Source organism: Streptomyces sp. NPDC031426 (genome assembly GCF_055581585.1).
Genome location: NZ_JBVIJE010000008.1, coordinates 122,612 through 147,444, shown reverse-complemented (window position 1 = coordinate 147,444; position 24,833 = coordinate 122,612). Strand labels below are relative to the sequence as shown.

The following is a 24,833-nucleotide window of genomic DNA, read 5'->3' as shown; positions in this document are numbered from 1 at the left end:
GCCGGACGAGGTGATCACGGCTACTCCCGGGGAAGTACGACGCCTACCCCCGGGCTCGGTGTCCGGCCGCCCTGCGCCTACCGCAGCCCGACTCCGTGGGCCAGCCCCGTGACCGCGTGCCGGAAGAAGGCCTCGCGGTCCTCGACCACCTTGTTGAACTGGCCGAACAGTTCGAAGCTGACCAGCCCGAACAACTGGGCCCAGGCCGCCACGAGCGCCGTGATCGCCTCTGGAGGAAGATCGGGAGCGAAGTCGGCGGCCATGCGCTCGGCCTCGGGGCGCAGCCCGGCGGGCATGGAGAGGTCGGCCAGGCCGGAGTCGTCGAGGGTGTCCTGGACGATGCCGATGAAGACCAGGCCGACCCGGGCGGCGGCCGGAACGGTTGTCTGCGGGGCGGCATAGCCCGGCACGGGGGAGCCGTAGATCAGCGCGTACTCGTGCGGGTGGGCAAGCGCCCAGGCGCGCACCGCCTCGCACACCGCCGTCCAGCGGGCCACCGGAGCGGCGCCGGCCGCGGCGTCCCGCGCCTGCTCGGCCGCCTCGCCGAGGGAGTCGTAGGCATCGATGATCAGGGCGGTGAGCAGCTCGTCACGGCTGGGGAAGTAGCGGTAGAGCGCCGAGGAGACCATGCCCAGTTCGCGGGCGACGGCCCGCAGCGAGAGCTTGGCCGCGCCTTCTTCCGCCAGCTGTCTGCGGGCCGCTTCCTTGATGGCGGCGGTGACTTCGATCCTGGCCCGTGCCCGGGCGCCCTGTGTGGTGCTCATACTTGCAGTCTGCCACGCAGGAGAGCGGTGCACACAAAAGAGAGCGCCGAACGAAAAAGAGAGCGCCGCTCTTGCTTCGGAGCACCCGTCTACGCCACAATCGAGACAGGCGAGAGCACCGCTCTCCTCAACCGTGGGGGTCACTATGTCGACACACGTCAAGAAGCCGGGTTGGTTCACCGTCAACGTCTTCAACCGGGCGGTGGCCTGGCTCACCCGGCGCGGCCTCAGTGTCTGGGGCTCCAGGGTCCTGGCGGTGCGCGGACGCAAGAGCGGAGAGTGGCGCACCACTCCGGTGAACCTGCTGACGGTGGACGGACAGCAGTACCTGCTCGCCCCGCGCGGTCATGTCCAGTGGACTCACAACATGCGGGTGGCCGGCGGCGGCGAGCTGCGGCTCGGCAAGAACGTGGACGTCTTCACCGCCACCGAGGTCGCCGACGACGACAAGGTCCCGCTGCTGCGGGCCTACCTCAAGCGCTGGAAGGCGGAGGTCGGGGTCTTCTTCAACGGCGTCGGCCCCGACTCCCCGGACGAGGACCTGCGGCGCATCGCCCCCGACCACCCGGTCTTCCACATCACGGTCACGAACTGACCGGAACCCGCTCCCGGCACACCACGGACCGACGCCGCCCCCGCCGGCCCGGTTCTCGTGCTTCGCCCCCATCGGACCAGCTCCCGCGCCCCCACCGACCCGGTCCCACGCGGGCCCCGTCCAGCGGCATTTCCGCACCCGGCCAGTTCTCGCACCCGATACCGAACCGGCTCTCGCACCCCCACCGGTCCGGTTCACATGGGCTCCGCCCAGCCGGTTCTCGGGCCTCTCCCGCGCTCGACCCGTTCTCACACCCGACACCGGACCAGCTCTCGCGCCCCCACCGACCCGGTTCTCGTGCTTCTCCCACACCGGACCGGCTCTCGCGCCCCACTGGGCCGGTCGGCGCGGGCTTCCATCGGACCGGTCGGCACAAGGCCTCCTGCCCGCGAGACCCTTCGTCGGCCTCGTCCGGTGCGGTCAGGAACCCGCTGGGTCCTCGACCGGAGCCGCCGCCCCCCGGTCCAGCGCGGTCAGGGCGCGCTGGGCGATGGGGTGAGTGCGGACGAGGTCGCCCAGAGAGGTCGAGCCCTGGGTGATGTCCCGGAAGGCCTTCCACGCGGGGCGGAAGCCGGTGAGGGCCGCGTGGAAGAGGCCGGGACGCTTCTCGAACACGGACAGCATCCGCTTGCCGACGCTCATCTCGACGCCGAGCCCGGCCTTGATCGCGAACGCGTAGTTCAGGGCCTGGCGGCGGGTGTCCACCGCGTCGTGCGCCTCGGCGATGCGCACCGCCCACTCCCCCGCCAGCCGGCCCGAGCGCAGCGCGAAGGAGATGCCCTCGCGGGTCCACGGCTCCAGCAGTCCGGCCGCGTCACCGCAGACCAGCACCCGGCCCCGGGACAGCGGCGAGTCGTCGGCGCGGCAGCGGGTCAGATGTCCGGAGGAGACGGCCGGCTCGAAGCCGGACAGACCGAGGCGGGCGACGAAGTCCTCCAAGTACCGCTTGGTGGCGGCGCCTTCACCGCGCGCGGAGATCACGCCGACCGTCAGGGTGTCGCCCTTGGGGAACACCCAGCCGTAACTGCCCGGCATCGGGCCCCAGTCGATGAGCACCCGTCCTTTCCAGTCCTCGGCGACCGGCTCCGGGACCGGGATCTCCGCCTCCAGGCCGAGGTCCACCTGGTCCAGCTTCACCCCGACGTGCGCCCCTATGCGGCTGGCGCTGCCGTCGGCGCCGACGACCGCGCGGGCCAGCACCGTCTCACCGCCCTGCAGGACCACGGCGACCGTACGCCGGTCGGGCACCGCCGAGCCGTGCTGCTCGACCCGCTGCACCGTGACGCCCGTACGCAGCTCGGCGCCCGCCTTCTGGGCGTGCTCGACCAGCTGCTGGTCGAACTCTGGCCGGTTGATCAGACCGAACAGCATCTGCTTGGAGCGGCGGGTGCGGGTGAAGCGGCCGTTGTTCGAGAAGGTGACCGCGTGCACCCGGTCGCGGAAGGGCAGCTCGAAGCCGGGCGGCAGCGCGTCGCGCGAGGGGCCGATGATGCCGCCGCCGCAGGTCTTGTAGCGCGGCAACTCGGCCTTCTCCAGCAACAGCACGCGCCGGCCCGCGACCGCCGCCGCGTAGGCCGCCGAGGCCCCTGCGGGTCCCGCGCCCACCACGACGACGTCCCACACCCGCTCCACGTCGTCCGCCGAAGAGTTCTCGCCGCTCACGATGGTCTACCGCTCCGATCAAGCCGCTGCCGTAGTGTCCCCCGCATCCTACGGCGGCCATCGCCGCAGGCCGCTGTGGGAGTATCGGAGGCACATACCCTGTTCAAGCTGTGCAACGTCGCACCCACGAGGAGCGTGCCCATGTCGTCGAATCCGGTCGCCGAGACCGTCGCCTCGCTGCTGCCCAGAGCGAAGGCGGAGCTGACCGAACTGGTCGCCTTCAAGTCGGTGGCGGACTTCACGCAGTTCCCGAAGAGCGAGAGCGAGGGCGCCGCGAACTGGATCGCCGACGCGCTGCGCGCCGAGGGATTCGTCGACGTGGCCCTGCTCGACACCCCGGACGGCACGCAGTCCGTCTACGGCTACCTGCCGGGCCCGGAGGGTGCCAAAACGGTTCTCCTCTACGCGCACTACGACGTGCAGCCGCCGCTGGACGAGGCCGGCTGGACCACCCCGCCGTTCGAGCTGACCGAGCGCGACGGCCGCTGGTACGGCCGCGGGGCCGCCGACTGCAAGGGCGGCGTGATCATGCACCTGCTCGCGCTGCGCGCCCTGAAGGCGAACGGCGGCGTCCCGGTGAACGTCAAGGTGATCGTCGAGGGCTCCGAGGAGCAGGGCACCGGCGGCCTGGAGCGGTACGCCGAGGAGCACCCGGAGCTGCTGGCGGCCGACACCATAGTGATCGGCGACGCGGGCAACTTCCGTGTCGGCCTGCCGACGGTGACCACCACGCTGCGCGGTATGACCCTGGTCCGGGTGCGGATCGACACCCTCGCGGGCAATCTGCACTCGGGCTCCTTCGGCGGTGCCGCCCCGGACGCGCTCGCCGCACTGATCCGCGTGCTGGACTCGCTGCGGGCCGAGGACGGCACGACGACGGTCGAGGGCCTGGACTCCACGGGGACGTGGGACGGCCTGGAGTATCCCGAGGAGCAGTTCCGCGCGGACGCCAAGGTGCTCGACGGGGTCGGGCTGATCGGCAACGGCACGGTCGCCGACCGCGTCTGGGCCCGCCCGGCGGTCACTGTCCTCGGCATCGACTGCCCGCCGGTCGTCGGCGCCACCCCGTCCGTGCACTCCAGCGCCCGCGCGCTGGTGAGCCTGCGGGTGCCGCCGGGGGTGGACGCGGGGCAGGCGAGCAAGCTGCTGGAGGCCCACCTCACGGCGCACACCCCGTGGGGCGCCCGGGTCACCACCGAGCAGATCGGCCAGGGCCAGGCCTTCCGCGCCGACGCCTCCAGCCCGGCCTACCAGGCGATGGCCGACGCGATGGCGGTCGCCTACCCGGGCGAGACCATGCAGTACGCCGGTGAGGGCGGCTCCATCCCGCTGTGCAACACCCTCGCCGGCCTGTACCCGCAGGCGGAGATCCTGCTCATCGGCCTGAGCGAGCCGGAGGCGCGGATCCACGCGGTCAACGAGAGCGTGTCCCCCAGGGAGCTGGAGCAGCTGTCGGTCGCCGAGGCGCTCTTCCTGCGCAACTACGCGGGCTGATCCCTTCTGCCCTTGGCAGAGCGCCCTCGCCGCGGGCGGGGGCGCCGCCTACGGTCGGCGCATGGACGTCAGCGATCTGCTCCCTCGGCTCCACCTCCTGCGCTTCCCCGTCGGCCAGGCCTATCTCTGGCGTGATGACGACGGGTTGACGCTGATCGACGCGGGCCCGATCGGTGCCGGCCGCGCCATCGCCGAGGCGGTCGGGGCGCTGGGGCACGCACCCGGGGACGTACGGCGGATCGTGCTGACCCACTTCCACGAGGACCACGTGGGCGGGGCGGGCGAGTTCGCGGAGCTGAGCGGCGCGGAGGTACTGGCCCACGATCTCGACGCGCCGTTCGTGCGAGGTGAACTCCAGGGCCCGCCACCCCGTTTCGAGGAGTGGGAGCTGCCCATCCACACGGAGGTCGCCCGGCATCTACCCAAGGGCACACCGGTGCCCCCGGCCGCGGTCACCGGTGTGGCCGACGGCGATGTGCTGGGCTTCGGCGGCGGCGCCCGGGTGATCCACGTACCGGGGCACACGGACGGCAGCATCGCCCTGTTCCTGCCGGACGAGCGGGTGCTGTTCACCGGGGACACGGTGGCGGCCTCACCGGTCGACGGCACGGTGATCCCGGGCGTCTTCAACCTCGACCGGCCCCAACTCCTCGCCTCTGTCGTCCGGTTGGCCGAGCTGGACGCGGAGGTGGCGTGCTTTGGACACGGGGACGCCGTGGTGGGAGGGGCCGCCGCCGCACTGCGCAAGGTCGCGAACACCCACTGACCAGTGGGGGGCGGCCGTAACCCCGGCACACCGCACCACTTCCCAGGTCGGCCGGACAACCACCAGCCCGCAGACGCAGGTCAGCCGACGGGTACGCCCGCCTCCAGATACAGCGCGGTCCCCCGCTCTCGAGCCCGCAGCGCCCAGCGCAGCCGCTCGTAGCGGACCGGCGGCAGCAGCTCGGCGGCCTCCTGCTCGCTGGCGAAACGCCAGCCGCGCAGCTCCGGGCCCGGCAGCAGCACCCGGGACGCCTCGCCGGTCTCCAGCCGGCCGCCGTCGAACAGCAGCCGCAGCCCGCCGAAGCCGGGCGGCACCGGCCGTTCCCAGTCCACGACGAGCAGCCGGGGCACCTCCCGCAGCCGTATCCCGGTCTCCTCTGCGACCTCGCGCATTCCGGCGCGGGCCGGTGCCTCGCCGCGCTCGACGACGCCGCCGGGGAACTCCCAGCCGGGCTTGTAGGTGGGGTCCACGAGGAGCACCCGGTCGCGCTCGTCGAAGAGCAGCACCCCGGCGGCCAGGGTCTCGGCGGTCGGCTCGGGGGTCTGCACGATGTCGCAGGGCGGTACGGCACCGCTGCCGACGGCGTCGGCGATGCGGACGGCGGTGGCGTACGGGGTGAGGGCGCTGGTGTCCACGAGGTGGGCGTCGGCGGTCAGCCAGGAGGCGAGGGCGGCGCGGTAGGGCTCGATGTGGTCGGAGGACCACTGCCGCACCCGTATCTCGCCGTCGGGCAGGTCCGGCGGGATCTCCCGCCCGGCCATCCGCTCACGCAGGATCGTTTCAGCCGGGGCGAGCAGCAGATGGTGCACGGGGATCCTGCGGGCGGCGAGGCCGCCGAAGATCTCGTCGCGGTACTCCTGGCGGAGCAGGGTCATCGGTACCACGAGCGTCCCGCCCAGTTCGGCGAGCATCGCGGCCGCCGTGTCGATCACGAGCCGGCGCCAGATCGGCAGGTCCTGGAAGTCACCGACCTCGGCGAGGCGCTTGGCCGGCAGCAGGTGCCTCAGCCCCGCGCCGATGACCTCGGGGTCGAAGAGCGTGCTGTTCGGGATCAGCTCGATCAGTTCCCGTGCGGTGGTGGTCTTCCCCGCACCGAACGCGCCGTTGATCCAGACGACGGTCACGGACTCCCCCTCTTGTGTCGGCCCCCTGAGGCTTGCCCGCTCCACCCTGCCACGGAAACCCCGCCCCGGTGAGGGCGCCGGAACGGCAGTGCCGGTGCCCCCTGAGGTGGGGACACCGGCACCCGTGCCGTGGGCCGTGGGCCTACTCCTGGCCGCCGAGCGCGTCGTCGTCGACGGCGAAGCTGTCCTGGCCGGCCAGGTGACCGGCCGAGTCGAGGGTGTCCGAGACCTTGAGGTCCTTGAGGGGTCCCTGGTCCGCCGCGTGGGAGGGGGTGACGGCAGCCACGACGAATCCGGTGGCCAGGGTGGCGATGGCGAGCATGCTGCGCTTCTTCATGCACTGACCAACTGCGGATCCGGCCAGGGGTCACGCGGATACCCGCGAGCGGACGACCGGCGTCACGTCCGGGCGGGAAGGCCGGGGTTACGTCCGGGGAGAACCGGGGGACGCCCGGCGGAAGCCCGGAGGACGCCCTGCGTGAAAGCCGGAGAACGCCCGGCGGAAGCCCGGAGGACGCCCGGCGCGGAAGCCGAGAGCCTGGCGGAAGCCCGGAGCATCGCCCGTGCGAAGGCCAGGGAACGCCGAGCGGAAGACGGGAGCAACGCCCGGCAGGAAGCCGAGGAACGCCCAGCGGGAGATCAGAGCAACGCCCGGCGCGAAAGCCGAGAACCGCCCAGCGGAACACCAGAGCAACGCCCGGCGCGAAAGCCGAGAACCGCCCAGCGGAACACCAGAGCAACGCCCGGCGCGAAAGCCAGAGGAACGACCGACGGAAGACCAGAGCAACGCCCGGCAGGACCAGGTACGCCAGCAGGAGGGTGCATCGAGAAGTCCGGCGCTCACCTCCACCTCGAGGCACAGGGCGACGCGGCGGCGGTGCGCAACGTCAGCGCCGCCACGTTCGGTCTGGTCGGCACGCCGTCCGTCGAGGCCAGAACGGGTGCGGGCTGCGGGGGCCGCGCGCTCTCGGCTCAGGGCACCCCGAGCGTGTCACGTGCCCGCCGTGCCACGAGCACGTGCCGGACTGGCACCCGCGGCTCGCCGACCGGCTGGAGCGGGCGGCCGGGAGCCATCGCCGACCGGGCCCGGGTGCGGCGAGCAGCCGCCCAACGCCGCGATCCGGCACGGCGGTTCGCGGCGGCGAGAGGATGCGGCCCCGTCGAAACCCGCTGGTCCGCTCCCGCAGGGGGCCGGTATCGTCCGAGGTCCCGGCCCTCCCACTCCTGTGGCAGGCCCCGACCAGAATTGCGACTTCATGACCAGCCGGCCCCCGACGACGACCCTCTGGCGACCGACAGGTCCCGAGGAGCTGGAGCTGGTCCGCGCGCTGGACTGGCGGGCCTGGCCGCCCCGGCTTCCGGAGCAGCCGATCTTCTACCCGGTCCTCAACGAGGACTACGCGATCCGCATCGCCCGGGACTGGAACGTCAGGCACGACGGCGCCGGCTTCGTGACCCGCTTCGAGGTCGACACGGAGTTCCTCGGCCGCTATCCGGTCCGCCAGGCCGGCGGTGAGACGATCCTCGAACTGTGGGTCCCGGCGGAGGAGCTCGACGAGTTCAACGCCCATATCGTCGGCCGTATCGAAGTCGTGCGGGAGTTCCGATGAGCGAGCTCGCCGTCTGCCACGCCGGAGGCGACCGCATCGAGGACGTCCGGTGCTCCGGCGACCGGCTCCTGCGCACCGCGGCCGGCCTGTCCGACGCGGGACTCCGCGCACCGTCCGAGCTGCCCGGCTGGACACGCGCCCATGTGCTCGCCCATGTCGCCCACAGTGTCGACGCCTATGTGTGGCTCATGCGGCTCGCGCACACCGGCCGCGAACCGGGTCCGCGCGGCAACGCGGCGACGCTGTCCGCGGCGATCGAGCGGGACGCGGCCCTGTCCGCCGACCGGCTTCTGGCCCGGCTGCGGGAGAGCCTGGACCGGTTCACGGCGCAGACGCGCGAGATGCCGGCCCCCGCCTGGGACCGTCCGGTCGCGGCACTGGCCGGCTGGCGGCACCCGGCCTGGTACCTCCTGCTGCGCTGCCTGCGGGAGTTGGAGACCCACCGCCTCGACCTGGGCCTCGGTCATGGCACCGAGCAGTGGCCCGACAGCTATGTCTCCTGGGCGCTGGACGACACCCTCTCCACGCTGCGCACCCAGGGGTTTCCGCTCGCCTCGGTGACGGCCGTGGATCTCGGCCGGCGCTGGTCCATGGCGGCGGAGGGGCCCTCGGTCGCCGGGGCCGGGCACCAGGTGCTCGGCTGGCTCAGCGGCCGGACTCCGGCCGGCGTGCTGACGACGGACAGCCCGGCCCCTCTCCTCCCCGCCCCGCCCGCCTGGCCCCAGCCTCCGCTGCCCGGCTGGGGCCGCGTCGACGACGAGGGGTGAGCCCCGGAAGCGCACACTTCCGAACGCACGACAGGAGCGACTGCGCCAAACGGCCCTGCCGCCCCCGCTTCTGACGGCATATCGAACAGTCGGGACGCACCTCTTCCAACACAGTCCGACACGTCCTACCGTAATCGCGCACAGCTGACACATACATGACGCCCAGGCGCCGCCCTGTCGTCAGCCACCATTCGCGAGTCGGAGGAACGTCAACGATGCGTCACCCTCACACCCGCACGACCCGCCACACCCGCACAACCCGCCGAAGAGTCGCGGGAGCACTCACCGCAGGCCTGCTGTGCGCGGCGGGCCTCGCCGGCCCCGCGCTGGCGGCCCCCGTCCAAAGCCCGGCCGCTCCCGCCCTGGCCGACGGTCTCGCCCTCACTCCGCCCATGGGCTTCAACAACTGGAACTCCACGCACTGCCGCGCGGACTTCAACGAGAGCATGGTCAAGGGCATCGCCGACCTCTTCGTGGCGAAGGGCCTGAAGGACGCCGGCTACCAGTACGTCAACCTCGACGACTGCTGGGCCCTGCCGCAGCGCGACGCCGACGGCAAGCTGGTGCCCGATCCGGCCCGCTTCCCGAACGGCATCAAGGCCGTCGCCGACTACGTCCACTCCAAGGGGCTCAAACTCGGCATCTACACCAGCGCCGGCACCAAGACCTGCAACAGCGCAGGCTTCCCCGGCGCGCTCGGCCACGAGTACAGCGACGCCCAGCAGTTCGCCGACTGGGGCGTGGACTACCTGAAGTACGACAACTGCAACAACCAGGGCGTGGACGCCAAGCAGCGGTACACCACCATGCGGGACGCGCTCAAGGCGACCGGTCGGCCCATCGTCTACAGCATCTGTGAATGGGGCCAGAACAAGCCCTGGGAGTGGGCGTCGGACGTAGGTCACCTGTGGCGGACCACCGGTGACATCAGCGACAGCTGGTCCTCGATGCTGTCGATCCTGAAGCAGAACCTGCCGCTCGCGCCGTACGCCGGACCCGGCCACTGGAACGACCCCGACATGCTGGAGGTCGGCAACGGCGGCATGACGGACACCGAGTACCGCTCGCACTTCTCCCTCTGGTCGGTCATGGCCGCGCCGCTGCTGATCGGCACCGATCTGCGCAAGGCCTCCCAGGGAACCCTCGACATCCTGGACAACAAGGAGGTCATCGCCGTCGACCAGGACCCGCTGGGCAAGCAGGGCACGGTCGTCTCCTCGGCGGGCGGACGCTGGATCATCGCCAAGGAGATGAAGGACGGCAGCCGCGCGGTCGCCCTGTTCAACGAGTCCGGCACCGCGCAGCGGATCGCCACCACCGCGTCCGCCGTCGGCCTGCCCGACGCCACCGCGTACACCCTGCGGGACCTGTGGCAGCACAAGAGCTACAACACCGCCGGCACCATCGCGGCCACCGTCCCCGCCCACGGCACGGTCCTGCTGCGCGTCTCGGCCGACCCGCGCTGGGCCACGCACCCGCCCGCCGCCGAACTGGGCCTGGACGGCAGCTCGTTGCTGGAGGCGGGTACACCGGTGACGCTGACCAGCACCGTCACCGACCTCGGCCGCACTCCGGCGCGCCAGGTGTCCGTGTCCCTGACCGGCCCCGACGGGTGGACCGTACGGCCCTCGTCGCCGGCCACGGCCGCCGCCCTCGCCACCGGCAGCACCCTGCGCACCGGCTGGACCGTCACCGCGCCGGCCGGCACACCGACCGGCTCCTACGGCCTCACCCTCCAAGCGCGTTACCTCTCACCGGCCGGACAACGCGTCACCAGCACCCTTCCACTGACCGCGTCCGTCGTCGTGCGGCCACCCGCCGGGACGTCGTACCTCAGCGACCTGCCCTGGCTGTCGGCGACCAGCGGCTGGGGGCCGGTGGAGCGCGACACCAGCAACGGGGAGAGCGCCGCAGACGACGGCCACCCGATCACCCTCGGCGGCACCGTGTACGCGAAGGGCCTCGGCGTCCACGCCCTGAGCGACGTCTCCTTCTACACCGGCAAAGCCTGCAGCAAGGTCACCGCGGACGTCGGCGTCGACGACGAGAAGGGCACGCAGGGCACCGTCACCTTCGAGATCTGGGCCGACGGCACGAAGGTCGCCTCGACCGGCGTGCTGACCAACGCGATGCCCGCCCAGCCCCTCACCGCCGACGTCACCGGCGCCCAGGTGGTCCGCCTGGTCGTCACCGACGCGGGCGACGGCATCGACTCGGACCACGCGGACTGGGCAGACGCACGCGTGAGTTGCTGACCGTGCGGCTGCGGGCCGTCACGCCCGGCCAGGGCGCGGATCCAGGTGCGGCGGCTGCGACTCCCCCTGGGGGGCGCGGGGTTGCGTCTGCCATGCGGCTCCGCCGCGCGGGCGCGACCAGCCCACCCCACCCCACATCCGCGCCTGGCGGACGGCCCGCAGCACCACGGCGGCGCCTCCGGCGAGCAGCGCTACCGCTCAAACCCCCGCCGTCGCGTCCGGCCGCCGAGCCAGCGCCGCGGCCGCCGCGCCGACCAGCCCCGCGTCCGTACCCATCTGCGCGGGAACGACCCGCAGGCGCTGGACGAAGGACAGCGTGGCGTAGTCCCCGAGTGCCTTGCGCAGGGGGGTGAAGAGGATGTCGCCCGCCTTGCCGACGCCGCCGCCGATCACGGCGATGTCGATCTCGACCAGGGTCGCGGTGGCCGCGATGCCGGCGGCCAGCGCCTGTGCCGCACGCTCGAAGGAGGCCACCGCGACCGGGTCGCCCTCGCGGGCGGCGGCGGCCACGGCGGCGGCCGAGGTGTCGCCGCCGGGGCCGGGACGCCAGCCCTGGTCCAGGGCGCGGCGGGCGATGTTCGGGCCGCTCGCGATCCGCTCCACGCAGCCGCGCGAGCCACACGGGCACGGGTCGCCGTCGAGGTCGACGCTGATGTGGCCGATGTGCCCGGCGTTGCCGGTCGGCCCGGGGTGCAGCCGGCCGTTCAGGACCAGGCCGCCCCCGACGCCGGTCGACACGACCATGCACAGCGCGTTGTCGTGACCGCGGGCGGCGCCCTGCCAGTGCTCGGCCGCCGTGATCGCGACGCCGTCGCCGATCAGCTCGACCGGCAGTCCGCCGGTGGTCGCGCGCACCCGCTCGACCAGCGGAAAGTCCCGCCAGCCCGGCACGTTCACCGGACTGACCGTGCCCGCCGAGGCGTCCACCGGGCCGGCGCTGCCGATGCCGACGGTGTCGGCGCGTTCCCACAGCGGCGACCCGGCGAGGTCGCCGAGGACCTCCTCGACGGCCCGCATGACTGTCTCGCCGTCCTGCTGGGCGGGCGTGCCTCGCTGGGCCCGCGCCAGTATCCGTCCGTCGCCGTCCACCAGCGCGCCGGCGATCTTGGTGCCGCCGATGTCCAGGGCCGCCACGAGGTCGGTGTGCATCAGAGTCAGATCTCCCCGTCGAAGCTTGAGAACCAAGGACACGCAGGCCAGTCACACGTGGGGCGCAGGCCGACAGACAGCAGTGGACAGTCTCTCGCGCATCTGACAACGTTGTCCAGGCTCTATGCTCGACGCCACATCCTCATACAAACCACGGATCGGCGCATCACCCGGGGTGTACGACCCCGTGCGCACCGGCGCACCACCCCGGACGCACCGGTTCCGTGACCGGACGACAAGACGGACGACAGGACAGGACGCCGCATCGTGCCCGAGACCACCCGCCGCACAGACAGCCTTTCCGGCACCCGTTACGGCAACCGCCCGACCATGAAGGACGTGGCGGCGCGGGCCGGGGTCGGCCTGAAGACGGTCTCCCGGGTGGTCAACGGCGAGCCCGGTGTCACCCCGGACACCGAGCGCCGGGTGCAGGAGGCGATCGACGCGCTGGGCTTCCGCCGCAACGACAGCGCCCGGGTCCTGCGCAAGGGCCGTACGGCGAGCATCGGACTGGTCCTGGAGGACCTCGCCGACCCCTTCTACGGCCCGCTCAGCCGCGCCGTCGAGGAGGTGGCCCGGGCCCACGGCGCGCTGCTGATCAACGGCTCCAGCGCCGAGGACCCGGAGCGCGAGCAGGAGCTGGCGCTGGCCCTGTGCGCACGGCGGGTGGACGGTCTCGTGGTGATCCCGGCCGGGGACGACCACCGCTATCTCGAACCGGAGATCAGGGCGGGCGTGGCGACCGTGTTCGTGGACCGTCCGGCCGGGCGCATCGACGCCGACGTGGTCCTCTCCGACAACTACGGCGGTGCCCGGGACGGCGTCGCCCATCTCATCGCCCACGGCCACCGCCGGATCGGCTTCATCGGCGACATGCCGCGCATCCACACCGCCGCCGAGCGGCTGCGCGGCTACCGGGCGGCCATGGAGGACGCGGGGATACCGGTCGAAGAGGCCTGGATGTCCCTCGGGCAGACGAATCCGGAGCGGGTGCGCCGGGCGGCGGAGGAGATGCTCTCCGGTCCCGCCCCCGTCACCGCGATCTTCGCGGGCAACAACCGGGTGACGGTCACCGTGATCCGGGTGCTGGCCGAGCAGTCCCGCCGGGTCGCCCTGGTCGGCTTCGACGACATCGAGCTGGCCGATCTGCTCCAGCCGGGCGTCACGGTCGTCGCCCAGGACGCGGCCGCCCTGGGCCGTACCGCCGCCGAGCGCCTGTTCCGTCAGCTGGACAGCGGCCTCGTCGCACCGGAGCGCATCGAACTGCCCACCCGGCTGATCACGCGCGGCTCGGGCGAGCTACCGCCGGCCGACTGAGCCGCCCGTGCGCGCCGTTCCTCTGTCGTCCGCTGTCCTGTCCGCCTGGTCGATATGTGGCGTGCAGGGTACGGGGCGGCGGTGCCCGCCCGTGGGGTGGGACCGGTTCGCTGCCGTTACTTGGCGGAGGCCGTCAGGTCGCCCCGGCGGGGAGCGGCGAAGCCTTCCAGGTCGGCGCGGGTCAGGCCGGTGAGGCGGGCGACTTCGGCGATGTCGAGGGCGCCGCAGTCCAGGCCGCGCAGCAGATAGCCGCTGAGGGCCTTGGCGGTGGCAGGCTCGTCCATGACGTCGCCGCCGGCCCGGTTGGCGTAACGGGCGAGGCGGCCGGCGGCCTGCTCGAAGCCCTCGCGGTAGAAGGCGAAGACGGCGGCGTAGCGGGTCGGGATGTGGCCGGGGTGCATGTCCCAGCCCTGGTAGTAGGCGCGGGCGAGGGCGCGGCGGGTGAGGCCGTAGTGCAGCCGCCAAGCGTCGTGGACCTTCTCGGTCGGGCCGACGGGCAGGACGTTGGTCGAGCCGTCGGAGACGCGCACCCCGGTGCCCGCCGCCGCGACCTGCATGATCGCCTTGGCGTGGTCGGCGGCGGGGTGGTCGCTAGCCTGGTAGGCGGCGGAGACGCCGAGGCAGGCGCTGTAGTCGAAGGTCCCGTAGTGCAGCCCGGTGGCGCGGCCCTCGGCGGCCTGGATCATCCGGGCGACGGTGGCGGTGCCGTCGGTGGCGAGGATGGACTGGCTGGTCTCGACCTGGATCTCGAAGCCCAGCCGCCCGGCGTCCAGGCCGTGCACCTTCTCGAAGGCCTCCAACAGCCGCACGAACGCGCTGACCTGCTCCGGGTACGTCACCTTGGGCAGGGTGAGGACCAGGCCCTCGGGCAGCCCGCCCGCATCGATCAGGCCGGTGAGGAAGACGTCGAGGGTGCGGATGCCCCGGTCGCGTACCGCCGCCTCCATGCACTTCATGCGGATGCCCATGTACGGCGCCGCCGTGCCGTTCGCGTAAGCCTCCGCGATCAGCCGGGCCGCGCGGGCCGCCGCCTGGTCCTCCTCGGCGTCGGGGCGGGGGCCGTAGCCGTCCTCGAAGTCGACGCGCAGGTCTTCGATCGGCTCGCGTTCCAGCTTGGCGCGGACGCGGGAGTGGACCGGCTCGGCCAGCTCGTCCGAGAGGCCCAGGACGGCCGCGAAGGAGGCGGCGTCGGGGGCGTGTTCGTCGAGGGCGGCGAGGGCCTGGTCGCCCCAGGAGCGGATGGTGTCGGCGGCGAAGGCGTCACCGGGGACGTAGACGGTGTGGACGGGCTGCCGGGTGCCGGGGTCCCCGGGGTAGCGGCGCTCCAACTCCGCGTCGACCGGCGCGAGGGAGGCGCTGATCTCCTCGCTCACGGCGCCCGCGAGGCTCGTCGCCACCTTCTCCTGCTGACCCATCCCACACCCTCCAATTTTCCGCAGTACGGAATCAACAATCCGTAGAATGAAGTTATCCGGGTGGTTCTCGCTGGTCAACACCCCGTCCGGACCGTGGTCGGGGTCCGGCGGATCGTCACCAGGATGCACCTAGGCCCCGGTGACCGCGTCGGTCACCGGGGCCTCGGACGTGCCTGAGTGAGGCTCAGCCCTTGCGGGCCTTGATCTCCTCGGTCAGCTGCGGGACGACGTCGAAGAGGTCGCCGACGACGCCGTAGTCGACCAGCTCGAAGATCGGGGCCTCGGCGTCCTTGTTGACGGCCACGATCGTCTTGGAGGTCTGCATACCGGCACGGTGCTGGATGGCGCCGGAGATGCCGTTGGCGATGTACAGCTGCGGCGAGACCGACTTACCCGTCTGGCCGACCTGGTTGGTGTGCGGGTACCAGCCGGCGTCGACGGCGGCACGGGAGGCACCGACTGCCGCGCCGAGCGAGTCGGCGAGCGCCTCGATGATCGAGAAGTTCTCCGCGCCGTTGACACCACGGCCGCCGGAGACCACGATCGCGGCCTCGGTCAGCTCCGGGCGACCCGTGGACTCGCGCGGGGTGCGGGCGGTGACCTTGGTGCCGGTCGCCTGGTCCGAGAAGGTCACGGCCAGGGCCTCGACCGCACCGGCGGCCGGGGCGGCCTCGACGGCGGCCGAGTTCGGCTTGACCGTGATGACCGGGGTGCCCTTGACGACACGGGACTTGGTGGTGAAGGACGCGGCGAAGACCGACTGGGTGGCCACCGGGCCCTCGTCGCCGGCCTCCAGGTCGATGGCGTCGGTGATGATGCCGGAGCCGATGCGCAGCGCCAGACGGGCGGCGACCTCCTTGCCCTCGGCGAAGGACGGGACCAGCACGGCGGCCGGGGAGACGGCCTCGTGGGCGGCCTGCAGGGCGTCCACCTTCGGCACGACCAGGTAGTCGGCGTACTCGGAGGCGTCGTGGGTGAGAACGCGGGTCGCACCATGCTCGGCGAGCGTGGCAGCGGTGTCGGCGGCGCCGTTGCCCAGCGCGACGGCGACGGGCTCGCCGATGCGGCGGGCCAGGGTCAGCAGCTCGAGGGTGGGCTTGCGGACGGCACCGTCCACGTGGTCGACGTAGACGAGGACTTCAGCCATGGGAATGCTCTCCTGCGAAACGGAAGGTGAGGGGCGGTCAGCGGGGGCGAGCCCTTAGATGAACTTCTGGCTCGCGAGGAACTCAGCGAGCTGCTTGCCGCCCTCGCCCTCGTCCTTGACGATGGTGCCGGCCGTGCGCGCCGGGCGCTCGTTCGCGGCCTCGACCGTGGTGAACGCGCCGTCCAGGCCGACCTCTTCGGCCTCGATGTCCAGGTCGGACAGGTCCCAGGACTCCACCGGCTTCTTCTTGGCGGCCATGATGCCCTTGAAGGACGGGTAACGCGCCTCGCCCGACTGGTCGGTCACGGAGACGACCGCCGGAAGCGAGGCCTGGAGCTGCTCGGAGGCGGCGTCGCCGTCACGGCGGCCCTTCACGACGCCGTCCTCGACGGAGACCTCGGACAGCAGGGTGACCTGCGGGACACCGAGACGCTCGGCGACCAGCGCCGGTACGACGCCCATGGTGCCGTCGGTGGAGGCCATGCCGGAGACGACCAGGTCGAAGCCGGCCTTCTCGATCGCCTTGGCCAGGACCAGGGAGGTGCCGATAGCGTCGGTGCCGTGCAGGTCGTCGTCCTCGACGTGGATGGCCTTGTCGGCACCCATGGACAGGGCCTTGCGGAGCGCGTCCTTGGCGTCCTCGGGGCCGATGGTCAGGACGGTGACCTCGGCGTCGTCCGCGTTCTCCGCGATCTGGAGGGCCTGCTCGACCGCGTACTCGTCCAGCTCGGAGAGCAGACCGTCCACGTCGTCGCGGTCGACGGTCAGGTCATCGGCGAAGTGCCGGTCGCCAGTGGCGTCGGGCACGTACTTCACAGTGACAACGATCCTCAAGCTCACGCCGGCTCTCCTACTGCATCGTCATTTCCGGGCTGCCTCTTGCACGCAGCATAGGCGCCTCAAGCGGCCGATCCCGGTCGGGGCGTCCGCGCGCTCCGACCGAAATATTACTCGTCAGTACATCCAGTTCATGCCCGCTAAGCAAGCGCTTTGAACTGTGACCTTCGCAACGCAGCGTAACCGGAACTCGACGGCTTCGCAGGCGAGGCGGACGTGATCAATCCCGCAGACCGTTGAAGCGGCCCTGGTGGTAGAGGAGCGGGCGGCCGGCGCCCGTGGGATCGCCCAGGACGACCTCGGCGAGCACGATCCGGTGATCACCGGCCGGGACCCGGCCGGTGATCCGGCAGACCAGCCAGGCGAGCACCTCGTCGAGCACCGGTACGCCTTCCGGGCCCTCGCGCCAGGCGGTGGGCGCGCCGAAGCGGTCGGCGCCGCTGCGGGCGAAGGTGGCGGCGAGCTCGCTCTGGTGCTCGCCGAGTATATGGACGCCGATGTGGTCCGTCTCGGCTATCGCGGGCCAGCTGGAGGCGCCCGTGCCGATGCCGAAGGAGACGAGCGGGGGCTCGGCGGAGACCGAGGTGAGGGAGGTGGCGGTGAAGCCGACCGGGCCGGAGGCACCACGCGCGGTGATCACGGCCACACCGGCGGCGTGCCGGCGGAAGGTGGAGCGCAACAGGTCGGGCGAGGCGAGCTGAACAGTGCCGAGGTCGGGCGAGGCCGTCATGGAGTTGTCCTTCTGGTGGAGTTCGCGAGGTGGGCCGTCGGGTCTCAACAGCCCGGACAGATGGCGCTCGCGGTGCGGGCGAGGTCGACATGGACCCGCCCGTGGAGAAGGAGTTCGGTCGGCATACAGTCAGGCTGACGATAGTTGGTGCGCCCAGTCAAGCACGGTCCGGGATGCGGAAGACCTCGCACCGTGCCCTGAGGGCCCTTCACCGTGCCCTGAGGGCCCCTCACACAGCCTCGCCCAGTGCCGCGATGACGTCGGCCTTGCGGGGCTGTCCCGTGGCACGCCGTACGACCCGTCCGTCGGCGTCGAGGACCAGCACGGTGGGCGTCTTCAGGATTTCCAGTTCGCGTACGAGGTCCAGCCGGGCCTCGGCGTCGATCTCGATGTGAGTCACCCCGGGGACCATTCCGGCGACCTCGCCGAGGACACGCCGGGTGGCCCGGCAGGGCGCGCAGAAGGCGCTGGAGAACTGGACCAGCGTGGCCCGCTCACCGAGGTCGCCACCCAACTCGACGGCGCCCAGCCGCTTGTCCTCGTCCCGCCCGCGCACCCGTACCCTCCCGCTCCGCCGCTTGTGCAGCACTCCGAAGGCGCTCGCCACGACGAGCACCGCCACGCACACCACCGCTCCGGTCATCATCTGCCCAAGCATTCATCAGACTGCAAAGATTCCCGCCTCCCGTCGCGCTTTCCGTTGCGGAATGCTGGCTTCATGGACATCGACGTGAGAGGGCCGCGCTTCGGAGCGGCCGTGACGACGGCCGTTCTGGCCGTGGCACTGATCCTGCAGAACTCCTGGGTACTGGGCTGGCAGACAGTGGTGTTCGCGGTGGGCGCGGCCGCGGGCGTGCAGCGTTCGCCGTACGGCTGGGCGTTCCGTACGGCGGTACGGCCGCGGCTCGGCCCGCCGAAGGAGTTCGAGGCGCCGGAGCCGCCGCGGTTCGCGCAGGCCGTGGGTCTGGTGTTCGCGGGGCTCGGTCTCGTCGGGTTCACGGTGGGACCGCAGTGGCTGGGACTGGCCGCGACCGGCGCGGCGCTCGCCGCCGCTTTCCTGAACGCGGCGTTCGGCTACTGCCTGGGGTGCGAGATGTTCCTGCTTCTGAAGAGGGCCACCGTACGGGCGGAGTAAGAGACCCTTGAAGATCCAAGGTGGGATGTAGGCCGACGTGACGAGAATCTCGCCGCCGCCGGGCACCAGGGCTGGCTACCCGTCCGTTCTTCGGGCACGATCTGCGAGACGCCGTAAACCTACGGCTGCGTAACTTTCCCGCCGGGAGCCTCCCTTTCCCGAGCAGAGCAGAAAGGGTCCGTCCCGCCCATGGCAGAACTGGTCTACCGTCCCGTCATCGGATTCGCCAAGACGATGTTCAAGGTCTGGGACCTGAAGATCGACTGCCAGGGGTCGGAGAACATCCCGCGCTCGGGCGGCGCCGTGCTGGTGAGCAATCACATCAGCTATCTGGACTTCATCTTCAACGGCCTGGCGGCCCTTCCACAGAAGCGCCTGGTGCGCTTCATGGCGAAGGAGTCCGTCTTCCGCCACCGCATCTCCGGTCCGCTGATGCGCGGCATGAAGCACATCCCGGTGGACCGCAAGCAGGGTGAGGCGGCCTACGCGCACGCGCTGGACTCGCTGCGCTCCGGTGAGGTGGTCGGTGTCTTCCCGGAGGCCACCATCTCGCAGTCGTTCACCCTGAAGAGCTTCAAGTCCGGTGCGGCCCGGCTCGCCCAGGACGCCGGTGTCCCGCTGATCCCGATGGCCGTGTGGGGCACCCAGCGGCTGTGGACGAAGGGCCACCCGCGCAACTTCAGGCGCAGCCACCTGCCCGTCACCATCCGCGTCGGCGAGCCGGTCGAGGCACCCCGCGACCAGTACGCGGGCGCCATCACCCGCCGGCTGCGCGAGGGCGTCCAGGAACTGCTGGAGGCCGCGCAGCGCGCCTACCCGGGCCGCCCCAAGGACTCCACGGACTCCTGGTGGCTGCCGGCCCATCTGGGGGGCACGGCACCGACTATGGAGCAGTTGCGGGCGGCCGACGCGCTGTGACCTGCGGCGCCTTGGCCGGGGGGCTTGGCGGGCTTCTTCGGCTGCCGGCCGGTGGGGGCTGGTCGCGCAGTTCCCCGCGCCCCTAGGGGGCTGCAGAGCCGTCGGTTTCCGGTGAGCGACACCCGGGCGACGGCCGTTGCTTGGCGTCAGAGTGCGTCAGGGAGTGTCTTCCACAGGTACGGCCGGTCGGGGGCCGCCTTCAGGGCATCGAGGACGACCGGGTGCGGTTCGGCGTACAGGACCGGATAGTCCAGCTCACCGGCCGCGGGGTCGGGGATCCAGGCCAGCCGTTCGCCGTCCAGGGAGAACCGCGCGTCCACGCCAGGCTTGTTGCCGCGCGGGTCCTGGCGGTGCCAGGCGCCGTGGAAGCGGACGGCGACCAGACCGTGCACGGCATGGCCGCCCTCGTCGTCCGTCAGCCTCTGATAGCAGAGGGCCGTGGGGATGTCCTCGGCACGCAGCAGAGCGGCCAGCGCATGGGCTTTGGCGTAGCAGATGCCGGTGCCCAGGGCGAGCACGTCGGAGGCGCGCCAGGTGACGCGCAGGTCCCCGGAGTCCTGGGAGTGCGGGATGGTGTCCCGGACGAATTCATAGGCGGCCTGCGCATAGGCATACGAGTCGGCCGCGCCGGCGGCCAGCCGATCGGCCGTCTCGCGGACCACGGGATGGTGCTGGTCGATGACCTCGTCAGCGGCCAAGTACGCAGACAGATCAGCGGTGTTCTGGATCAGCTCCATGACCGCAGAGCATAGGAACGCGATCGCCCGACAGTCAATGACTTTTCGAGCGACCGCATACCTATGCGCACCAGGCGACTAGCGCGCCATCTCCTCCTTGAGCGCGGCCACGAACGTGTCGACGTCCTCCTCGGTGGTGTCGAACGAGCACATCCAGCGCACCACTCCGGCGGCCTCGTCCCAGAAGTAGAACCGGAAGCGCTTCTGCAGGCGCTCGGAGACGTCGTGCGGGAGCTTGGCGAAGACGCCGTTGGCCTGCACCGGGTAGAGGATCTCCACGCCGTGCACCGCGCGCACGCCCTCGGCGAGCCGCTGGGCCATCTCGTTGGCGTGCCGGGCGTTGCGCAGCCACAGGTCCTTCGCCAGCAGCGCCTCCAGCTGCACCGAGACGAAGCGCATCTTGGAGGCGAGCTGCATCGACAGCTTCCGCAGGTGCTTCATCCGCCGCACCGCGTCCTGGTTGAGGACCACGACGGCCTCGCCGAAGACGGCGCCGTTCTTGGTCCCGCCCAGCGAGAGGATGTCGACCCCGACCGCGCTCGTGAAGGTCCGCATCGGCACGTTCAGCGAGGCGGCCGCGTTGGCGATCCGGGAGCCGTCCAGGTGCACCTTCATGCCGTGCGCATGGGCGTGCTCGCAGATCGCGCGGATCTCGGCCGGCGTGTAGAGGGTGCCCAGCTCCGTGCTCTGGGTGATCGAGACCACCTGCGGCATGGCACGGTGCTCGTCCTCCCAGCCCCAGGCCTGCCGGTCGATCAGCTCGGGCGTGAGCTTGCCGTCCGGCGTGGGCACGGTGAGCAGCTTCAGGCCGCCCATGCGCTCGGGCGCGCCGCCCTCGTCCACGTTGATGTGGGCGCTCTCGGCGCAGATCACCGCGCCCCAGCGGTCGGTGACCGCCTGGAGCGCGACCACGTTCGCGCCGGTGCCGTTGAACACCGGGAAGGCCTCCGCGGTGGCCCCGAAGTGGCTGCGGATGATTCGCTGGAGGTTCTCGGTGTACTCGTCCTCGCCGTAGGCCACCTGGTGGCCGCCGTTGGCGAGGGCCAGGGCGGCCAGCACCTCGGGGTGGGCCCCGGCGTAGTTGTCACTGGCGAAACCGCGGACCTCGGGGTCGTGATGGCGACGCGCGTCGGTCTTGGGAGGGTTCACGGCTTCTCGGTCAGCCACAGACGGTTTCCGTTCACTTCCGCGGCGGGCTTGCTCCAGACGCCCTCGATGGCCTCGGCGAGGTCCTTGACGTCCGTGAAGCCCGCGAACTTCGCGTTGGGGCGTTCGGCGCGCATCGCGTCGTGCACCAGCGCCTTCACCACCAGGATGGCAGCAGCCGCCCGCGGACCGGCCTCGCCCCCCGCCTTGCGGAAGCCGTCGGCCATGGCCAGCGTCCACGCCTCGGCGGCGGCCTTGGCCGCGGAGTACGCCGCGTTGCCCGCGGTCGGCTTCGACGCGCCGGCGGCGCTGATCAGCAGGTAGCGGCCGCGGTCGCTGCGCTGCAGGCCGTCGTAGAAGGCCAGGGAGGTGTGCTGCACCGTGCGGATCAGCAGCTTCTCCAGCAGGTCCCAGTCGGCGACGCTCGTCTCCGCGAAGGTCGCGCTGCCGCGCCAGCCGCCGACCAGGTGGACCAGACCGTCGATCCGGCCGTGCTCCTTCTCGATGCGATCGGCCCAAGCACGGGTCGAGTCCAGGTCGAGCAGGTCGACCGTCTCGCCGGTGACCGTGGCACCGCCGCGCGCGTAGCGGGCCGCGTCCACGGCCTCCGCCAGGCGCTCGGGGTTGTTGTCGGCGCCGACCACGACCGCGCCGGCCTCGGCGAGCCGGACCAGGGCCGCGTGTCCGGCGGGACCGCCCGCGCCGGCCACCGCGATCACCGCACCGCTGAGAGACCCGTTGTTCGCCACGTTCTTCCCCTCTGAAGCAGTGTTCTCGTTGAGGCGGTCGCTCACGCGGCGATCCGCTCGGCGCTGTCCGCCGTGATGCCCTTGGTGGAAGCGATCACATTCTTCAGCTTCTTCGACAGGGCCTCGTAGAACATGCTCAGCGGAAACTCGTCCGGAAGCACGTCGTCCACGAGCTTGCGCGGCGGCTGGGTCAGGTCCAGGGCGTCCGGGCCCTTGGCCCACTTGGAGCCGGGGTGCGGGGCGAGGTAGGTGGCGACCAGTTCGTAGCCGGCGAACCAGTGCACCAGCTTCGGGCGGTCGATGCCGTCCTTGTAGAGCTGCTCGATCTCGGCGCAGAGCTGGTTGGTGACCTGCGGGGCGCGCTCCCAGTCGATGGAGAGCTTGTTGTCGGTCCACCGGACGACGTCGTGCTTGTGCAGGTAGGCGAAGAGCAGCTGGCCACCGAGGCCGTCGTAGTTGCGGACGCGGTCGCCGGTGACCGGGAAGCGGAACATCCGGTCGAAGAGCACCGCGTACTGCACGTCACGGGCCTGCGGGACGCCGTCCGCCTGCAGCTTCACGGCCTCCTTGAAGGCGGTGAGGTCGCAGCGCAGCTCCTCCAGGCCGTACATCCAGAACGGCTGGCGCTGCTTGATCATGAACGGGTCGAACGGCAGGTCGCCGTGGCTGTGGGTGCGGTCGTGGACCATGTCCCAGAGCACGAAGGCCTCTTCGCAGCGCTTCTGGTCGTGGACCATCGCGGCGATGTCTTCGGGCAGCTGAAGGCCGAGGATGCCGACGGCGGCGTCGGTCACCCGGCGGAAGCGGGCGGCCTCGCGGTCACAGAAGATGCCACCCCAGGAGAAACGTTCCGGCGCCTCGCGTACGGCGATGGTCTCCGGGAAGAGGACGGCCGAGTTGGTGTCGTAGCCGGACGTGAAGTCCTCGAAGGTGATGCCGCAGAACAGCGGGTTGTCGTAGCGGGTGCGCTCCAGCTCGGCCAGCCAGTCGGGCCAGACCATGCGCAGCACGACCGCCTCCAGGTTGCGGTCCAGGTTGCCGTTCTGCGTGTACATCGGGAAGACGACCAGGTGCTGCAGGCCGTCCGCACGGTTCGCGGCGGGCTGGAAGGCGAGCAGGGAGTCCAGGAAGTCCGGCACCTGGAAGCCGCTCTCGGCCCAGCGGTGCAGATCCTTCACCAGCGCCTGGTGGTAGGCCGCGTCGTGCGGGAGCAGCGGGGACAGCCGCTCGACCGCGTCGACGACACGCCGTACGACGGCCTCGACGTCCGCCCTGGCCGGGGCGCCCTCGGTCTCGAAGTCGATCGATCCGTCCTTCGACTGCCATGGCCGGATCTGCTCCACGGCATCCTTGAGCACGGGCCAGGCCGGGTGCTCAACCACCCTGGTCGACGAAGGAATGTGTCCCTCCGCACCCGTCTGCACAAGAATTTCCGTCATGTCCCATCCTCCACGGGAGAAGCTCAAGTAGGGACACCGTATGCATACCCGGTTTCAGCCAGCAAGAGGCAGCTCGGGAAATTTTCCTGTCCTTTCCCTTGGTCACCGACATTTTTCCTGCGCCAAACCGTGACGGCGCTCACTTCCGTCGAGCACCCGCTCCCCCGCGCGGTAGCCATCCGGTAGGTCAAAGGGCGGAGACTCGCCCACCACAGGGTGACGGCAGGGGCGTGCACCGGCCGGCTGACGGCCGCCACGCACCCGTATGCCTCATGCACGTGCGGGTTCATCGCGGGGCCCGGCCGTTAGGCTGCGACTCTGCCCGCGCGGACGACGGAGTCCGCCCGTTCCGCGCGCGCCGAGCCGCCGTCGACGGAACGGAGTCGAACCTTGAACTTCCTTACCATCGGTCACCGCGGGGTCATGGGTGTCGAGCCCGAGAACACCCTTCGTTCCTTCGTCGCCGCGCAGCACGCCGGCCTCGATCTGATCGAACTCGATCTGCACCTGAGCAAGGACGGCGCCCTGGTCGTCATGCACGACGCAGAGGTGGACCGTACGACCGACGGCACCGGGCCGATCGCCGACAAGACCCTGGCCGAGCTGCGCTCCCTGGACGCCGGCCGCGGGGAGCGGGTACCGGTGTTCGAGGAGGTCCTGGACGCGGTGCTCACACCGATCCAGGCCGAGATCAAGGATGTGGCCGCGGCCCGGGCCCTGGCGGCGGTGATGCACGAGCGCGACCTGATCGGGCGCGTGGAGGTGTCCTCGTTCCACGACGACGCGATCGCCGAGATCGCCCGGCTGGTGCCGGGCGTGCGCACGGCGCTGATCGGGAGCCGCTACGGCACGGACATCGTGGATCGCGCGGTCGCCGTGGGCGCGTCGACCGTCTGCCTCAACATCCGCCGGCTCACCCTGGAGATCGTCGAGCACGCGCGCAAGTCCGGGCTGCGGATCATCGGCTGGGTCGTCAACACCCAGGATCATCTGCGGCTGGTGCGCGCCCTGGAGCTGGACGGCGCGACGACCGACTTCCCGCAGATCAAGCGCACGGGGCGGTTCACGGCCTGACGG

The 24,833-nt window shown here is 71.4% G+C and carries 25 protein-coding genes; 10 read left to right on the top strand and 15 right to left on the bottom strand.

Going from position 1 to position 24,833, the window contains the following annotated elements:
- Window positions 1-77 precede the first annotated feature (77 nt).
- Window positions 78-764 (bottom strand): TetR/AcrR family transcriptional regulator, encoded by a 687-nt coding sequence (locus ACZ5NH_RS18420; RefSeq protein ID WP_450982621.1) that lies wholly within the window; start codon window positions 762-764, stop codon window positions 78-80.
- Window positions 765-909: 145 nt separating this feature from the next.
- Here ACZ5NH_RS18420 and ACZ5NH_RS18415 point away from each other — a divergent pair, with 145 nt between their 5' ends.
- Entirely contained in the window at window positions 910-1,359 is a 450-nt protein-coding gene (locus ACZ5NH_RS18415; protein WP_388628995.1) for a nitroreductase family deazaflavin-dependent oxidoreductase, read from the top strand.
- A gap of 420 nt (window positions 1,360-1,779) precedes the next feature.
- On the opposite strand, the gene ACZ5NH_RS18410 is transcribed toward ACZ5NH_RS18415, so the two are convergent.
- Window positions 1,780-3,021, bottom strand: coding sequence for a geranylgeranyl reductase family protein (locus ACZ5NH_RS18410; RefSeq protein ID WP_468776432.1), 1,242 nt, complete (start codon window positions 3,019-3,021; stop codon window positions 1,780-1,782).
- A gap of 141 nt (window positions 3,022-3,162) precedes the next feature.
- On the opposite strand from ACZ5NH_RS18410, the gene ACZ5NH_RS18405 reads away from it, so the two are divergent.
- Window positions 3,163-4,515: a dipeptidase gene (locus ACZ5NH_RS18405; protein ID WP_450982624.1), complete on the top strand. Its 1,353-nt coding sequence runs from the start codon at window positions 3,163-3,165 to the stop codon at window positions 4,513-4,515.
- A gap of 61 nt (window positions 4,516-4,576) precedes the next feature.
- On the top strand, window positions 4,577-5,281 hold the full coding sequence (locus tag ACZ5NH_RS18400; protein WP_468776429.1) for an MBL fold metallo-hydrolase: 705 nt from the start codon (window positions 4,577-4,579) through the stop codon (window positions 5,279-5,281).
- Window positions 5,282-5,361: 80 nt separating this feature from the next.
- Here ACZ5NH_RS18400 and ACZ5NH_RS18395 read toward each other — a convergent pair whose 3' ends face one another.
- Both ACZ5NH_RS18395 and ACZ5NH_RS18390 read right to left on the bottom strand, forming a co-directional pair.
- Window positions 5,362-6,405, bottom strand: coding sequence for an NUDIX hydrolase (locus ACZ5NH_RS18395; protein WP_388629007.1), 1,044 nt, complete (start codon window positions 6,403-6,405; stop codon window positions 5,362-5,364).
- 142 nt (window positions 6,406-6,547) lie between these two features.
- Window positions 6,548-6,742, bottom strand: coding sequence for a hypothetical protein (locus ACZ5NH_RS18390; RefSeq protein WP_468776426.1), 195 nt, complete (start codon window positions 6,740-6,742; stop codon window positions 6,548-6,550).
- A gap of 919 nt (window positions 6,743-7,661) precedes the next feature.
- Between ACZ5NH_RS18390 and ACZ5NH_RS18385 the strand changes: the two genes are divergently transcribed.
- The 3 genes from ACZ5NH_RS18385 (at window position 7,662) to ACZ5NH_RS18375 (ending at window position 11,037) form a co-directional block, all read left to right on the top strand.
- The gene (locus ACZ5NH_RS18385; RefSeq protein ID WP_468776424.1) at window positions 7,662-8,015 is read left to right on the top strand and encodes a hypothetical protein; all 354 of its coding nucleotides are present in this window, start codon (window positions 7,662-7,664) and stop codon (window positions 8,013-8,015) included.
- A complete protein-coding gene (locus tag ACZ5NH_RS18380; protein ID WP_468776423.1) occupies window positions 8,012-8,782 on the top strand; it encodes a maleylpyruvate isomerase family mycothiol-dependent enzyme in 771 nt (256 codons plus the stop codon). Before ACZ5NH_RS18385 ends, ACZ5NH_RS18380 begins: the two co-directional genes overlap by 4 nt.
- Window positions 8,783-8,997: 215 nt before the next feature.
- Window positions 8,998-11,037 (top strand): NPCBM/NEW2 domain-containing protein, encoded by a 2,040-nt coding sequence (locus ACZ5NH_RS18375; RefSeq protein ID WP_468776421.1) that lies wholly within the window; start codon window positions 8,998-9,000, stop codon window positions 11,035-11,037.
- A 198-nt stretch (window positions 11,038-11,235) separates the two neighbouring features.
- Here ACZ5NH_RS18375 and ACZ5NH_RS18370 read toward each other — a convergent pair whose 3' ends face one another.
- The gene (locus tag ACZ5NH_RS18370) at window positions 11,236-12,186 is read right to left on the bottom strand and encodes an ROK family protein (RefSeq protein ID WP_388629021.1); all 951 of its coding nucleotides are present in this window, start codon (window positions 12,184-12,186) and stop codon (window positions 11,236-11,238) included.
- A gap of 267 nt (window positions 12,187-12,453) precedes the next feature.
- Here ACZ5NH_RS18370 and ACZ5NH_RS18365 point away from each other — a divergent pair, with 267 nt between their 5' ends.
- Window positions 12,454-13,503 (top strand): LacI family DNA-binding transcriptional regulator, encoded by a 1,050-nt coding sequence (locus ACZ5NH_RS18365; RefSeq protein ID WP_388629024.1) that lies wholly within the window; start codon window positions 12,454-12,456, stop codon window positions 13,501-13,503.
- Between the two features lie 116 nt (window positions 13,504-13,619).
- Here the strand turns inward: ACZ5NH_RS18365 and ACZ5NH_RS18360 are convergent, their stop codons facing one another.
- The 6 genes from ACZ5NH_RS18360 to ACZ5NH_RS18335 all read right to left on the bottom strand — a co-directional run bounded on the left by ACZ5NH_RS18360 (window position 13,620) and on the right by ACZ5NH_RS18335 (window position 18,275).
- The gene (locus ACZ5NH_RS18360) at window positions 13,620-14,918 is read right to left on the bottom strand and encodes a DUF6986 family protein (RefSeq protein WP_468776418.1); all 1,299 of its coding nucleotides are present in this window, start codon (window positions 14,916-14,918) and stop codon (window positions 13,620-13,622) included.
- A gap of 184 nt (window positions 14,919-15,102) precedes the next feature.
- Window positions 15,103-16,065, bottom strand: a complete 963-nt coding sequence (locus tag ACZ5NH_RS18355; protein WP_468776416.1) for an electron transfer flavoprotein subunit alpha/FixB family protein — start codon at window positions 16,063-16,065, stop codon at window positions 15,103-15,105.
- Window positions 16,066-16,119: 54 nt separating this feature from the next.
- Window positions 16,120-16,905, bottom strand: a complete 786-nt coding sequence (locus tag ACZ5NH_RS18350; RefSeq protein ID WP_451006389.1) for an electron transfer flavoprotein subunit beta/FixA family protein — start codon at window positions 16,903-16,905, stop codon at window positions 16,120-16,122.
- Window positions 16,906-17,122: 217 nt separating this feature from the next.
- The gene (locus ACZ5NH_RS18345) at window positions 17,123-17,632 is read right to left on the bottom strand and encodes a flavin reductase family protein (protein WP_388629035.1); all 510 of its coding nucleotides are present in this window, start codon (window positions 17,630-17,632) and stop codon (window positions 17,123-17,125) included.
- A 44-nt stretch (window positions 17,633-17,676) separates the two neighbouring features.
- Window positions 17,677-17,757, bottom strand: coding sequence for a putative leader peptide (locus ACZ5NH_RS18340; RefSeq protein WP_351617915.1), 81 nt, complete (start codon window positions 17,755-17,757; stop codon window positions 17,677-17,679).
- 104 nt (window positions 17,758-17,861) lie between these two features.
- Entirely contained in the window at window positions 17,862-18,275 is a 414-nt protein-coding gene (locus tag ACZ5NH_RS18335) for a TlpA family protein disulfide reductase (protein ID WP_450982722.1), read from the bottom strand.
- A gap of 75 nt (window positions 18,276-18,350) precedes the next feature.
- Here ACZ5NH_RS18335 and ACZ5NH_RS18330 point away from each other — a divergent pair, with 75 nt between their 5' ends.
- A complete protein-coding gene (locus ACZ5NH_RS18330; RefSeq protein ID WP_468776414.1) occupies window positions 18,351-18,767 on the top strand; it encodes a DUF4395 domain-containing protein in 417 nt (138 codons plus the stop codon).
- A 189-nt stretch (window positions 18,768-18,956) separates the two neighbouring features.
- A complete protein-coding gene (locus tag ACZ5NH_RS18325) occupies window positions 18,957-19,685 on the top strand; it encodes a lysophospholipid acyltransferase family protein (RefSeq protein ID WP_468776413.1) in 729 nt (242 codons plus the stop codon).
- Window positions 19,686-19,831: 146 nt separating this feature from the next.
- Here ACZ5NH_RS18325 and ACZ5NH_RS18320 read toward each other — a convergent pair whose 3' ends face one another.
- The 4 genes from ACZ5NH_RS18320 to ACZ5NH_RS18305 form a co-directional block, all read right to left on the bottom strand.
- Complete coding sequence (locus ACZ5NH_RS18320) at window positions 19,832-20,422, bottom strand: transglutaminase domain-containing protein (protein WP_468776411.1); 591 nt, start codon at window positions 20,420-20,422, stop codon at window positions 19,832-19,834.
- Between the two features lie 78 nt (window positions 20,423-20,500).
- Window positions 20,501-21,571, bottom strand: a complete 1,071-nt coding sequence (locus ACZ5NH_RS18315) for a threonine aldolase family protein (RefSeq protein WP_450982640.1) — start codon at window positions 21,569-21,571, stop codon at window positions 20,501-20,503.
- On the bottom strand, window positions 21,568-22,362 hold the full coding sequence (locus tag ACZ5NH_RS18310; protein ID WP_388629050.1) for an SDR family NAD(P)-dependent oxidoreductase: 795 nt from the start codon (window positions 22,360-22,362) through the stop codon (window positions 21,568-21,570). The genes ACZ5NH_RS18315 and ACZ5NH_RS18310 overlap by 4 nt, the downstream gene beginning before the upstream one ends.
- Window positions 22,359-23,756 carry a DUF6421 family protein gene (locus ACZ5NH_RS18305; protein ID WP_468776406.1) on the bottom strand — a complete coding sequence of 466 codons (1,398 nt, stop codon included), beginning with the start codon at window positions 23,754-23,756 and terminating at the stop codon, window positions 22,359-22,361. The genes ACZ5NH_RS18310 and ACZ5NH_RS18305 overlap by 4 nt, the downstream gene beginning before the upstream one ends.
- Window positions 23,757-24,146: 390 nt before the next feature.
- Between ACZ5NH_RS18305 and ACZ5NH_RS18300 the strand changes: the two genes are divergently transcribed.
- Window positions 24,147-24,830 carry a glycerophosphodiester phosphodiesterase gene (locus ACZ5NH_RS18300; protein WP_468776404.1) on the top strand — a complete coding sequence of 228 codons (684 nt, stop codon included), beginning with the start codon at window positions 24,147-24,149 and terminating at the stop codon, window positions 24,828-24,830.
- Window positions 24,831-24,833 lie beyond the last annotated feature (3 nt).

Excerpts from the sequence above, each read along its gene's own strand:
- ACZ5NH_RS18420 (WP_450982621.1), bottom strand. The coding sequence starts at position 764 with ATGAGCACCACACAGGGCGCCCGGGCACGGGCCAGGATCGAAGTCACC.
- ACZ5NH_RS18415 (WP_388628995.1), top strand. The coding sequence starts at position 910 with ATGTCGACACACGTCAAGAAGCCGGGTTGGTTCACCGTCAACGTCTTC.
- ACZ5NH_RS18405 (WP_450982624.1), top strand. The coding sequence starts at position 3,163 with ATGTCGTCGAATCCGGTCGCCGAGACCGTCGCCTCGCTGCTGCCCAGA.
- ACZ5NH_RS18400 (WP_468776429.1), top strand. The coding sequence starts at position 4,577 with ATGGACGTCAGCGATCTGCTCCCTCGGCTCCACCTCCTGCGCTTCCCC.
- ACZ5NH_RS18390 (WP_468776426.1), bottom strand. The coding sequence starts at position 6,742 with ATGAAGAAGCGCAGCATGCTCGCCATCGCCACCCTGGCCACCGGATTC.
- ACZ5NH_RS18385 (WP_468776424.1), top strand. The coding sequence starts at position 7,662 with ATGACCAGCCGGCCCCCGACGACGACCCTCTGGCGACCGACAGGTCCC.
- ACZ5NH_RS18380 (WP_468776423.1), top strand. The coding sequence starts at position 8,012 with ATGAGCGAGCTCGCCGTCTGCCACGCCGGAGGCGACCGCATCGAGGAC.
- ACZ5NH_RS18375 (WP_468776421.1), top strand. The coding sequence starts at position 8,998 with ATGCGTCACCCTCACACCCGCACGACCCGCCACACCCGCACAACCCGC.
- ACZ5NH_RS18370 (WP_388629021.1), bottom strand. The coding sequence starts at position 12,186 with ATGCACACCGACCTCGTGGCGGCCCTGGACATCGGCGGCACCAAGATC.
- ACZ5NH_RS18360 (WP_468776418.1), bottom strand. The coding sequence starts at position 14,918 with ATGGGTCAGCAGGAGAAGGTGGCGACGAGCCTCGCGGGCGCCGTGAGC.
- ACZ5NH_RS18355 (WP_468776416.1), bottom strand. The coding sequence starts at position 16,065 with ATGGCTGAAGTCCTCGTCTACGTCGACCACGTGGACGGTGCCGTCCGC.
- ACZ5NH_RS18345 (WP_388629035.1), bottom strand. The coding sequence starts at position 17,632 with ATGACGGCCTCGCCCGACCTCGGCACTGTTCAGCTCGCCTCGCCCGAC.
- ACZ5NH_RS18340 (WP_351617915.1), bottom strand. The coding sequence starts at position 17,757 with ATGCCGACCGAACTCCTTCTCCACGGGCGGGTCCATGTCGACCTCGCC.
- ACZ5NH_RS18335 (WP_450982722.1), bottom strand. The coding sequence starts at position 18,275 with ATGACCGGAGCGGTGGTGTGCGTGGCGGTGCTCGTCGTGGCGAGCGCC.
- ACZ5NH_RS18330 (WP_468776414.1), top strand. The coding sequence starts at position 18,351 with ATGGACATCGACGTGAGAGGGCCGCGCTTCGGAGCGGCCGTGACGACG.
- ACZ5NH_RS18325 (WP_468776413.1), top strand. The coding sequence starts at position 18,957 with ATGGCAGAACTGGTCTACCGTCCCGTCATCGGATTCGCCAAGACGATG.
- ACZ5NH_RS18320 (WP_468776411.1), bottom strand. The coding sequence starts at position 20,422 with ATGGAGCTGATCCAGAACACCGCTGATCTGTCTGCGTACTTGGCCGCT.
- ACZ5NH_RS18305 (WP_468776406.1), bottom strand. The coding sequence starts at position 23,756 with ATGACGGAAATTCTTGTGCAGACGGGTGCGGAGGGACACATTCCTTCG.